At 62.3% G+C, this 10,279-nt stretch carries 11 protein-coding genes; 7 read left to right on the top strand and 4 right to left on the bottom strand.

Annotated features, from left to right (window positions below):
• A partial coding sequence (locus NJC38_RS23740) for a transposase (protein WP_253117340.1) occupies positions 1-204 on the top strand: 204 nt, incomplete at its 5' end.
• 13 nt (positions 205-217) lie between these two features.
• Here the strand turns inward: NJC38_RS23740 and NJC38_RS23735 are convergent.
• Entirely contained in the window at positions 218-1,051 is an 834-nt protein-coding gene (locus tag NJC38_RS23735) for a PhzF family phenazine biosynthesis protein (protein ID WP_253117339.1), read from the bottom strand.
• A gap of 89 nt (positions 1,052-1,140) precedes the next feature.
• Complete coding sequence (locus NJC38_RS23730) at positions 1,141-1,602, bottom strand: multidrug/biocide efflux PACE transporter (RefSeq protein ID WP_253117338.1); 462 nt, start codon at positions 1,600-1,602, stop codon at positions 1,141-1,143.
• A 96-nt stretch (positions 1,603-1,698) separates the two neighbouring features.
• On the opposite strand from NJC38_RS23730, the gene NJC38_RS23725 reads away from it, so the two are divergent.
• From NJC38_RS23725 to NJC38_RS23700, 6 genes are all read left to right on the top strand, one after another.
• Entirely contained in the window at positions 1,699-2,571 is an 873-nt protein-coding gene (locus tag NJC38_RS23725) for a LysR family transcriptional regulator (RefSeq protein WP_045489608.1), read from the top strand.
• A 95-nt stretch (positions 2,572-2,666) separates the two neighbouring features.
• Positions 2,667-3,890 carry a SpoIIE family protein phosphatase gene (locus NJC38_RS23720; protein WP_045494514.1) on the top strand — a complete coding sequence of 408 codons (1,224 nt, stop codon included), beginning with the start codon at positions 2,667-2,669 and terminating at the stop codon, positions 3,888-3,890.
• On the top strand, positions 3,883-4,458 hold the full coding sequence (locus NJC38_RS23715; RefSeq protein WP_045489610.1) for a SiaB family protein kinase: 576 nt from the start codon (positions 3,883-3,885) through the stop codon (positions 4,456-4,458). Before NJC38_RS23720 ends, NJC38_RS23715 begins: the two co-directional genes overlap by 8 nt.
• A gap of 17 nt (positions 4,459-4,475) precedes the next feature.
• The gene (locus tag NJC38_RS23710) at positions 4,476-4,865 is read left to right on the top strand and encodes a DUF1987 domain-containing protein (RefSeq protein ID WP_045489613.1); all 390 of its coding nucleotides are present in this window, start codon (positions 4,476-4,478) and stop codon (positions 4,863-4,865) included.
• 12 nt (positions 4,866-4,877) lie between these two features.
• Complete coding sequence (locus NJC38_RS23705) at positions 4,878-5,627, top strand: GGDEF domain-containing protein (protein WP_045489616.1); 750 nt, start codon at positions 4,878-4,880, stop codon at positions 5,625-5,627.
• A gap of 104 nt (positions 5,628-5,731) precedes the next feature.
• Positions 5,732-6,931: a GGDEF domain-containing protein gene (locus NJC38_RS23700; RefSeq protein WP_253117337.1), complete on the top strand. Its 1,200-nt coding sequence runs from the start codon at positions 5,732-5,734 to the stop codon at positions 6,929-6,931.
• Here the strand turns inward: NJC38_RS23700 and paaZ are convergent.
• Both paaZ and NJC38_RS23690 read right to left on the bottom strand, forming a co-directional pair.
• On the bottom strand, positions 6,928-8,988 hold the full coding sequence (gene paaZ / locus NJC38_RS23695) for a phenylacetic acid degradation bifunctional protein PaaZ (RefSeq protein ID WP_253117336.1): 2,061 nt from the start codon (positions 8,986-8,988) through the stop codon (positions 6,928-6,930). The two genes, NJC38_RS23700 and paaZ, sit on opposite strands and share 4 nt — an antisense overlap.
• Positions 8,989-9,025: 37 nt before the next feature.
• Positions 9,026-10,252 carry an OprD family porin gene (locus NJC38_RS23690; RefSeq protein ID WP_253117335.1) on the bottom strand — a complete coding sequence of 409 codons (1,227 nt, stop codon included), beginning with the start codon at positions 10,250-10,252 and terminating at the stop codon, positions 9,026-9,028.
• Between the last annotated feature and the right edge of the window lie 27 nt (positions 10,253-10,279).

Raw genomic sequence — 10,279 nt, 5'->3', positions numbered from 1 at the left:
GTTGTCAGCGAGAGAAACACCACCCAAACCTGTTCGAGCTGCAAGCAATTGCCGGACTCGAGGCCGAGAGGTATCGCAGGGCTTGGAATAAGGGAATGGACTTGTTGTGGGTGTGGTGCCACCCACGACCGCGACGTCAACGCCGCAAAGAACATTCTCGCGCTCGGGCATGAGCGTCCAATTGTGGGAATCCCGGCCCTTTAGGGCGGGGAGGATGTCAAAGGTAGCGGGCCATTCCCGATACCCGGATCGAGCTGCCCGGCTGTGCGCTGATTTCTGCCCGCAGCCGTGACGGGCTGCCCATGTCTTGGCCCTGCAGGATATCGATCACGCCGCCATGTGGCCAACCGATGTCGCGCAGGTAACCGGCCAGCGCCGCAGTGGCGGCGCCGGTTGCCGGGTCTTCGTAGACACCGCCGAAAGCGAACGGATTGCGGGTATGGAAAAACTGCGCGCTTTCAGCAAACACCAGCACAATTGTGGCCCAGCCTTCACGCACCATCAGCTCGCGCCCGGCGGCCTGGTCATAACGCATGGCGCTGAGCGCTTCACGGCTGTTGAGCGCCAGCACCAGGTGCCCCGCACCGCCATTGATCGCTGCTGGCGCAATGCGCAGGTCCAGCTCATCGCGGCGATAACCGAACAGAGCCAGCGCCTCGTTCAGCAGTGCTTCGCTGATCGGCTGGCTGTGGGTCGGGGGTGATTGCAACGCTGCCGAAACCAGTTGCCCCTGCGCATGGCCCTCCACGGTAATGCTGGCCTGGTTCAATTGCAGATCGAACACTCCGTCACCGTGCTGCGCCGCCAGTGCCGCTCCCAGGGCAATGGTGGCATGGCCGCAGAATGGCACCTCGGCCAAGGGCGAGAAATAACGTACCCGCCAGCGCCCGCCGTCCAGCGGGGCGGCAAACGCGGTCTCGGAAAACCCGACCTCTGCCGCGATGGCTTGCATGCGTGGCTCATCGGGCAGGGCATCGCCAATCCACACCCCGGCCGGGTTGCCGCCTGTTTCGCCGTCGCTGAAGGCTGCCAGTTTGAGGATTTCTGTCATGGTGTCGCGCTCCCTGTCTTATTAAGTGCAGTCAGTGTGCAAGAAGCGAGTGCGAGCGCTCCCATACAGCCATGCGCTTTTTTGACTGGTCAGTTGTACTGTTGCACCTGCCGGTTACGCAGCACTCGCTCGCGCGCGCCATCCCAGGCCCAGTTGAACGCCATGGTGTAGGGCAGGAAAAACAGCAGCACGCCAATGTCCAGCCAGAACGCCTGGACCAGGCTGATCGACAGCCACCAGGCGGCCAGCGGTACCACGGCCAGAATCAGACCCGCCTCAAAGCACAGCGCATGCAGCGTACGGTTGGTCAGGGTCATGTTGAAGCCCATCCGGGCGCGGATACGGTCAAAAAGCAGGTTGAACAGCATGTTCCAGAGCATCGCCACGGTGGAGATCATCACTGTAAGGGCGCCCATGCTGCCAATTGAGCGATCCATCACCCAGGCCAGGATCGGCGCACAGATGATGACCCCGACCGTCTCGAAGGCGAAGGCGTGCAGCACGCGTTCCTTGAGGGTTTTGGCAGGGAGTGAATGGGCTGAGCTGTTCATGACGGAGCCACCTGTCAATAAAGATCCTGCATTCTTATCGGTCATCGGGCTAAAGTGAAAATACGATCAATCGGTAAAACCGATGGAGGCCGCGTCATGAATTATTCACCCGAAGCCCTTGAGGCCTTTGTCCAGATCGCTGCGCTGGGTTCGTTCAGTGCGGCGGCGCGCCGGCTGGGTAAAAGCCAGTCAACCATCAGCGAGGCCATTGCCCGGCTGGAGATCGATCTGGATCTGCAACTGTTTGATCGTTCGGCGCGCCAGCCGGTGTTGACCGCAGCGGGCAGGGCCATGCTGGAGCGGGTCGAGGATGTGCTGTGTGCCCAGGACTTGCTGCGTCGCACCGCCGGGCGGCTGGCGGCTGGCGTTGAGCCGCGCCTGACCCTGGTGTTGTCCGATGCCAACCAGTTCGTCGAATTCGAAGCGCGTATGACCGAGCTGGACCAGCGTTTTCCGGATATCGAGCTGGAATGCGTATTTGCCGAACACGGCGATGCCATCAATCTGATCCAGAGCGGCCGGGCGACGCTGGGCCTGCTTTCGGCCCAGGCCGGTTATCCGCCCGAGATCGGCCATGCAACCATCACCGAACGCGCCGATTTTGGCTTGTTCGTTGCGCACCAGCATCCACTGGCTGGCCAGCAGCAGGTCAGCTACGCGCAATTGGCGGGTCATCGGGCCTTGCGACTCAACACCCTGGTAGAGCACCTCAACCCGACCGATGACCTGCCCACCAGCAGCCGGCGCAGTTGGTCGGCGCCTAACTATCTGCTGCTAATGGACATGGCGGTGTTCGGCTTTGGCTGGGCCGCCTTGCCGCGCTGGCTGGTGTCTGGCTACGCCCAGGGGCGCTTGCAGGAGTTGCAGGTGCCGGGCTGGCCACGCCGCTCGGCGGTTGATGTGATCTGGTCGCGGCAGCGCACCCTGGGTCCGGCCGGCGCCTGGTTGCTGGAGACCCTGATGCCCTGAAAGGACACTGTAATATCAGTTTAATATCGCTGTAGTAGGGTCACGTATTTATGATGTGCAGTGGCCCGCGAATGAAAGCAGAGCATTTTCAATTCATGCGTCCCCGATTGCCCCGTGACCACAAAAGTGCGGGGGATCTGTGCAACTTCGTTCCAGCCATCGACATAGACGACAGTAACTCACTGGTCATGGAGGTCTTTACCACCCAGCGCGACCTGGTGTGCCTGGCGGTGGTCGATCAAGAGCGGCCGGTCGGGCTGATCAATCGCAATATCTTCATGTCACAGATGAGCAAGTTGTATCACCGCGAGCTGTACGACAAGAAAAGCTGCATCGCCTTCATGGACAAGGAGCCGCTGATCGTCGATGCCGAGATGAGCATCGAAGAGCTGACCTTCAAGACCGTCGAGTTCGGAGAAAAAGCGCTGGCCGACGGCTTTATCGTGACCCGTGAAGGGCGGTTTGTCGGCTTGGGCAACGGTCTGCAACTGATCGCGGTGGTGGCGGCGATGCAGGCGGAAAAGAACCGCCAGATGATGCAAAGCATCGAATACGCCAGTGTCATTCAGCGCGCCATGCTGCGTGCTTCGCGCGAGACGCTGGCCTCGACCTTGAGTGACGCCTCACTGGTCTGGGAGCCGCGTGATGTGGTGGGCGGCGACTTCTATCACTTCTGCAAGTACCCCGATGGCTGGTTCGGCGCGATTGCCGACTGCACCGGCCATGGTGTGCCCGGTGCGTTCATGACCCTGATTGCCTCCAGCGCGCTGGGTCAGGCGCTCGATCAGTACGGGCCGCGCAACCCGGCGACCCTGCTGTCGGCGGTCAACCGCAGCGTCAAGAGCATGCTCGGTCAGGACCGCGACGCCGACGGCACCCCGGAATCCGATGACGGCCTGGACGCTGCGTTCTTCTGGTTCGATACCCATACCTGGACCCTGCGCTTTGCTGGTGCGCGGCTGTCCCTGCATGTGCTGCACCCGGAGGCTGAGCAGTTTCAGACGGTTGCCGGCCAGCGGATGGGCGTCGGCTACGTCGACAGCGGCATGGATTACCAATGGGAGATGCACAGTGTGCCGCTGGAGTCCGGCAGCCTGATTTTTATCACCACCGATGGCCTGACCGACCAGATTGGCGGGGTCAAGAACATCGCCTTTGGCAAGCGCCGGGTATTTGAAAGCCTGCTGGCCAATAGCGATAGCCCGGCGGCCGAGATTGGCCAGGGGTTGTTGCAAGTCCTGTCGCACTGGCAGGGCGAACAGAATCGTCGTGACGATTTGACTTTCTTTTGCGCTCGTCTCAGGAGCAATGATGACTAATCTGCTGCGCGCCATTGAGGACCATGACATGAGCTTTTTCGACCTTGCCCAACAGCGCAACGTGATTTTCTACCACATGGGCTACTTCTCCCACAGCGTCGTTTCGGCGATGGCCGAGGTGGTCAAGCTGCAGCTTGAAGTCTCCGGTGTCAGCGGCCCGACCCGCCGCAAGCTGTTCTCATCGTTCATCGAGCTGTCGCAAAACATCGTCCACTACTCGGTCGATGCCTTGGGCGTGTCGGCCGAGGACGACACCGGGCTGCGTCATGGCGCGGTCTGCATCAGTGCTGAAAACAATCGGTTCACCATGCTCTGTGCCAACCCGGTGGCCAGTGGCGAGGTCGAGCGGCTGCGCGCCAACCTCGAACCGCTGCGCGGCATGTCGGTTGAAGAAATCAAACAGGCCTACAAGGTGTCCCTGCGGGCCGAAACGCCGGAGGGCAGCAAAGGCGCGGGGCTGGGTTTTCTGACCATGGCCCGCGACGCCAGCGAGCCGCTGGAGTACAGCTTCCAGCCGCGCCCGCAAGACCCGGAGACCACCTTGTTCTGCCTCAAAGCCACTATTTGAATGGATTGATGACTGTGATGGACAATTTTTTCATTGAAGCCACTGCCACTTCGCCTGAAGTCGATTTTCGTTATGACCAACGCCTGCTGACCATCAAGGGCGAGTCCTATCCTGAAAACGCCGCCGCGTTTTATGCGCCGATCGTCCAGCAACTGCGCGACTTTCTTGCTAATTGCGCCGGCGTTGAAGTGACGGCCAACATTGCACTGGCCTACTTCAACAGCTCCAGCACCAAGATGCTGTTCAATATCTTCGATACCCTTGACCACGCGGCCATGGCCGGTAACAAGATCGTGGTCAACTGGTATCACGATGAAGAAGACGAAACGATCTTCGAGTTCGGTGAAGAACTGCAGGCCGATTTCACCTCGTTGACCTTCAATGATCATCCCGTGTCGGTTTCATAAAGGAGATTGGTCATGGTGACTGCTGGCTCTGCGCTCCAGGCGCGTGCGGATCAGACCGTGGACTTGTTCAGTAGCGAGACCGACGCGTTGCGGCGTGCCCGCTCGGTCCTCGCTCAGGCCGATGCCGACGCTGAGCTCTACCAGCAGTCGCTGGCCGAACTGACCAGCCACTTCGAGCGCCTGATTCGAGAAACCCGGCGCTTGATCACTCGCAGTGACCGTGCCGAACGCGAGATGAACGCGCTCAATCTGCAGTTGCAAACGCTGGCCGAACAGCTGGAGTTCCGCGCTACCCATGATGCCCTGACCGGGGTGCTGAACCGCGGTGCCGTGATCGAGCGGGCCAAGCGGATGCTGGAAAGCACCGGCGCGGTATTGATCGTGCTGGACATTGATCTGTTCAAGCAGATCAATGATGACTTTGGTCATCCGGCGGGCGATGCAGTGATTCGCGGGATCGTCGAATGCCTGGCGCCGATTGTGGCCAAGGTCGGGGTGATCGGCCGGGTGGGCGGTGAAGAGTTCACCGTCGTGCTGCCTGGCAGCGACTTGCAGCAGGGGCTGGACTATGCCGAAGCCATGCGCGCGGCGATCGCCGGGCATTGCTTTGCTGCCCCGGTCAACCGCCAGGTCACTGCCAGTTTCGGGGTCAGCGCCAGTGCGGCCGGCCTGCGCTTCGATGCCGCTTACAGCTCTGCGGACACGGCGTTGTACCAGGCCAAACGTACCGGGCGTAACCGGGTAGAGCGGGCCCAAGGCTGACTCTGGCGGGCTGAAAACTATCTGCCCATCGGCCAGAGTCAAATTGCTGGCGCTCTGACATAATGCGAGGGTGCTTGCAGCCCTTTGTCCAGAAGCCGCCGTTCATGTTGCTCAGCGATCCCTTCTCGTTACTGTTGATCATCACTCCGTTCGGGATCATGACGGCGCTATTGCTGTGCCTGTCGTATGTCGGTGCGGGGCGCAGCAACAAGGCCCTGCACTGGTGGCTGTTGGGTGAGCTGTGCAATACCTCGTACCGGGTTGCCGAAATGCTCCAGCCCGGCCTGTTGCTGCCGTCGCTGCACTGGCTGGAGATTCTGTCGCCACGCGCTGCCTTGCTGGCCAGCACCGGTCTGCTGATTGCCAGTATTGGTTGTCATACCGTGGCGTTGCGTCATTTTGTCGGGCTGCCGGGACGCCTCGGCCAGCAGCTCGGCTGGGTGCTGGTGCCGCTGGCCGGCTATCTGGCCCTGGCGGTGGCGTTGATCGACACTTCCTGGATTCTTCCCTGGTTTGCCGGGGTGGCGGCGCTGGCGATTGCCGTGCAGATGCGGGTCTGTGCCGGGCTGTTGAGGACTTATCGCGGCGCTTGGGGGATTGCCGCGACCCAGGTGTTCGCCTTCGGCTTCCAGCTGTGGTCATGTGTCAGCCTATTGATCGAGCCGATCCCGCCGCTGCCTTATGACGAGCCGGACATGCCCTCGCGGATGGCGCTGCTGGTGGATTTTACGGTGTCATTCCTGTTTACCCTCGGCTTTGCCCTGATGCTTCAGGAGCACTTGCGCATGCAGGCCCTGCAACTGAGCATCACCGACGTGCTGACCGGGGCCTTGAACCGGCGCGGCGCCCAGCCGATTCTCAACCAGCAATGGGCGCAGGCCGCACTCGGCAGCTATCCGCTGACGGTGGCGATGATCGATCTGGACAACTTCAAGAGCATCAATGACAAGTACGGCCATGCGGTGGGCGACAGTGCCTTGCAGGCGTTCTCGGCGGCGGTGTTTTCGCTCAAGCGTCATAGCGATGTGTTCGTGCGCTGGGGCGGGGAAGAGTTTCTGTTGATGTTTCCGCACACCGATGTCGCCCAGGCGCAGGTGTTCATGGCGCGCCTGCGCGATGCGCTGGCCAGTCGCGAACTGGACCCGCAGTTGCCATTGCCGATTGCGTTCAGTGCCGGTCTGACCCAGTCCGGCAGCCGCCATCTGCAGCACAGCTTCGATGCGCTGCTGCGCACCGCAGACCAGGCGCTGTACCGGGCCAAGCAGCACCGTGACCGGGTCGAAGTCGGCGAGATCGCCGGTTAAGCAAGGCTTGAGCGTTTGAGCACCAGGGTCAGGATGTCGTAACTGGCCACCAACTCGTCGTGCTGGTTGGTCACCTCCACATCCCAGGCCACCACCCCTTGCGGTTCGTCCCTGGCGCTGAGCTTGCCCTGGTCGATCTTGCGCTTGCAGGTCAGCCGCGCACGGATCGTGTCACCAATGCCCACCGGGTTGATGAAGCGCAGCGTATCCAGGCCATAGTTGGCCAGTACCGGGCCCGCCGCGGGGGAGACGAACAGCCCGGCGGCCGCAGAGAGTACGAAGTAGCCGTGGGCGATGCGCTTGCCGAACTGCGATTGGCGGGCGGCAATCTCGTCAAAATGCATGTAGAAGTGATCCCCCGACAGGCAGCCAAAGTTGACCAGGTCAGCTTCGGTCACGGTGCGCCGATGGGTCAGCAGCGATTCGCCGATCTGCAGGTCGTCAAAATAGCGGCGGAACGGGTGGACTTCGGTTTCGATCAGCCTGGCACCGCGCACGTACTCGCCGGTGACGGCCATGAGCATACTCGGCGAGCCTTGCACGGCGCTGCGTTGCAGGTAGTGTTTCACCGCCCGCAGACCGCCCAGTTCCTCACCGCCGCCGGCCCGCCCGGGGCCGCCGTGCTTGAGTTGGGGCAGGGGCGAGCCATGGCCGGTGGACTCGGCGGCTGATTCACGGTCGAGAATGTGCAGCCGACCATGCAGCGCGGCTGCGGCGGGCACCACTTTGGCGGCGACCTGCGGGTCTTTGGTGATCAGGCTGGCAACCAGGCTGCCTTTGCCACGGGCGGCCAGGGCAATGGCCTCGTCCAGATCCTCGTAGGCCATCAATGTGCTGACCGGGCCAAACGCTTCGATATCGTGGGCGCCGCCCTCGGCATGCGGGTTGCGGCTGCGCAGCAGGGTCGGGGCAAAGAACGCGCCCTCGGCCACCCCTTCGCCACGCGGCGCAAAACCGTCGGCGGCCCCCAGCAGCAGCTCACTGCTGGCCAGCAGCAGTTGCAAGCGCTCGGCAACGTCGGCCTGTTGCGCATGGGACGCCAGGGCGCCCATCTTCACGCCCTCCACTGACGGGTCGCCGACCACCACTTTACTGAGCCGCGCATGCAGCTGTTGCGCGACCGCGTCGATGTGTCTGGCCGGCACAATGGCGCGGCGGATGGCGGTGCACTTCTGGCCGGCCTTGACGGTCATCTCGCGGGCCACTTCCTTGATGAACAGCTCGAACTCAGGATCGTCCGGGGTCACTTCCGGGGCGAGGATCGCGCAGTTCAGCGAGTCGGCCTCGGCGTTGAACGGCACGCACTGGCGGATCAGGTTAGGGTTGACGCGCAGTTTCGCGGCGGTGTCGGCCGAGCCGGTGAAGGTCAGCACATCCTGACCTTGCAGGCGGTCAAGCAAATCGCCCGTGCTGCCGATGATCAGTTGCAGGCTGCCAGCGGGCAGCAAGCCGGACTCGTGCATCAGGCGCACGGTCGCTTCGGCCAGGTAACTGGTCGCGGTGGCCGGTTTGACGATGCACGGCATGCCGGCCAGAAAACTCGGCGCAAACTTTTCCAGCATCCCCCAGATTGGAAAGTTGAACGCATTGATATGCACCGCCACGCCGCCGCGCGGCACCAGAATATGGCTGCCAACGAAGCTGCCCAGCTTGCCCAGCGGCATGGCCGGGCCTTCGTGCAGCAAGTTGCCCGAGGGCAGTTCGCGGCGGCCGATACTGGCATAGGCGAACAGCGTACCGGCACCGCCCTCGATGTCGATCCAGCTATCGGTCCGCGTGGCGCCGCTGTGGTACGACAGGCTGTACAGCAGTTCCTTGCGTTCGAGCAGGTAGTTGCCGAGCGCCTTCAGGCATGCGGCGCGTTGCTGGAAATCCAGGGCCAGCAGGCTGTCACGGCCTTGCCGGCGCGCGTGCTCCAGGGCCTCGTTGAAATCCAGCGGCTCGTCATGCGTGTGGGCAATGCCTTGGCCATTGACAGCGCTGCGCAGCGAGGCGGCGCCATGCTCGCCAATCCAGCGACCAGCGATAAAACTTTGCAGGGTAGGGGCGTTGCTCATCAGAGTGTCTCCACATTTGTGGTGGGCGGGGCCAGCACTACCAAAGCGCCAGGGTGTAGCCCAGGATCAGCCGGTTTTCGTCCAGGTCGGTGCTCAGCCCGTTACCGGAGCGAAAGGTCAGGTTGCGCCAGCGCATGCTCAAACCCTTGAGCGGGCCGCTTTGCAGCACGTAGGCGATATCGGTATTGCGTTCCCATTCTTCGCCGTGATCGCCGCTGGCGGTGCGCGCATTGCGGCCATCGACATAGCGGGTCATGAAGCTCAGGCCCGGCACGCCGAGGGCAGCAAAGTCATAGTCGTAACGCAGTTGCCAGGCGTCCTCTTCGGCGCGGGTAAAGGTGTTATAGGTCACCAGGTTGACCGAGTACGGGTCACCGCCATTGAGAAACGCAAAGGCGCTGTCGCCCGACATGCGCTGAAAGCCCAGGCCGACCTTGTGCCCGCCGTAGCCCAGCGTGAACATGCCGTTGAGGTTGCGGTTATCGATGCGCCCGGCGCGTTGCTGGCCATCGTTGCCGCTGTCGAAATAGCGCAGGTCACTGCGCAGGCTCAAGTTCGTCCCCAGCGGCACGTTGTGCACCAGGCCGACAAAGTGCTGGCGGTAGATGTTGGCGAGCTTGCCGTAGTAGTAACTGGCGGTCAGTCGCGGGCTGAACACGTAGCTGCCACCGGCAAAGTCAAACGCGTCGCTGCTGGCGGCGCCGTAGCCAATCGCATCGCGGCTGGACGAATCGCGCAGGTTGGCGCGGGTCAGGCGTCCGGCATTGATGGTCAGGCCGTCGATGTCTGTGGAGGTCAGCATGCCGCCCTGAAAGGTCGACGACAGCAGACGGGTGTCGTTATAGGTCACCACCGGCAGCATGGGTTGCAAGGTGCCGAGTTTCAGAACGCTTTTCGCCACCCGCAGTTTGGCCGCGATGCCCAGTTCGCTGTACTGGTCGACCGGCTCGCCGCTGGCCGGGTCGAAGGCCAGCAGCCCGGTATTGCGCCGGCTGGCACTGGAGTCGAGCTTGATACCCAGTTCGCCGATGGCGTCCACGCCCAGACCCACGGTGCCCTCGGTAAAGCCCGACGCCAGGCGGGCGGTGAAGCCTTGCGCCCATTCTTCAGCCTTGGCCTGGGGCGCATTGTTCTGGCGAAAGTCGCGGTTCAGGTAGAAGTTGCGCATCTCCAGGCTGGCCTTGCTGTCTTCGACAAAACCGGCCTGGGCGCTGGCGGCCCCCATGGCCAGCAGCAATGGTGCAGAAACACGGACGTTATGCATTGTTATTGTTCCGTCGGTTGTAGAAGC

Origin of the sequence: Pseudomonas sp. 21LCFQ010 (assembly GCF_024129905.1) — a bacterium.
Classification (GTDB): Bacteria; Pseudomonadota; Gammaproteobacteria; order Pseudomonadales; family Pseudomonadaceae; genus Aquipseudomonas.
This window is presented reverse-complemented; position numbering and strand designations above follow the sequence as displayed.

Coding starts and splice junctions, on each gene's coding strand:
- NJC38_RS23735 (WP_253117339.1), bottom strand. CDS start 1,051: ATGACAGAAATCCTCAAACTGGCAGCCTTCAGCGACGGCGAAACAGGC.
- NJC38_RS23715 (WP_045489610.1), top strand. CDS start 3,883: ATGACTAATCTGCTGCGCGCCATTGAGGACCATGACATGAGCTTTTTC.
- NJC38_RS23700 (WP_253117337.1), top strand. CDS start 5,732: ATGTTGCTCAGCGATCCCTTCTCGTTACTGTTGATCATCACTCCGTTC.
- NJC38_RS23725 (WP_045489608.1), top strand. CDS start 1,699: ATGAATTATTCACCCGAAGCCCTTGAGGCCTTTGTCCAGATCGCTGCG.
- NJC38_RS23690 (WP_253117335.1), bottom strand. CDS start 10,252: ATGCATAACGTCCGTGTTTCTGCACCATTGCTGCTGGCCATGGGGGCC.
- NJC38_RS23730 (WP_253117338.1), bottom strand. CDS start 1,602: ATGAACAGCTCAGCCCATTCACTCCCTGCCAAAACCCTCAAGGAACGC.
- paaZ (WP_253117336.1), bottom strand. CDS start 8,988: ATGAGCAACGCCCCTACCCTGCAAAGTTTTATCGCTGGTCGCTGGATT.
- NJC38_RS23710 (WP_045489613.1), top strand. CDS start 4,476: ATGGACAATTTTTTCATTGAAGCCACTGCCACTTCGCCTGAAGTCGAT.
- NJC38_RS23705 (WP_045489616.1), top strand. CDS start 4,878: ATGGTGACTGCTGGCTCTGCGCTCCAGGCGCGTGCGGATCAGACCGTG.
- NJC38_RS23720 (WP_045494514.1), top strand. CDS start 2,667: ATGCGTCCCCGATTGCCCCGTGACCACAAAAGTGCGGGGGATCTGTGC.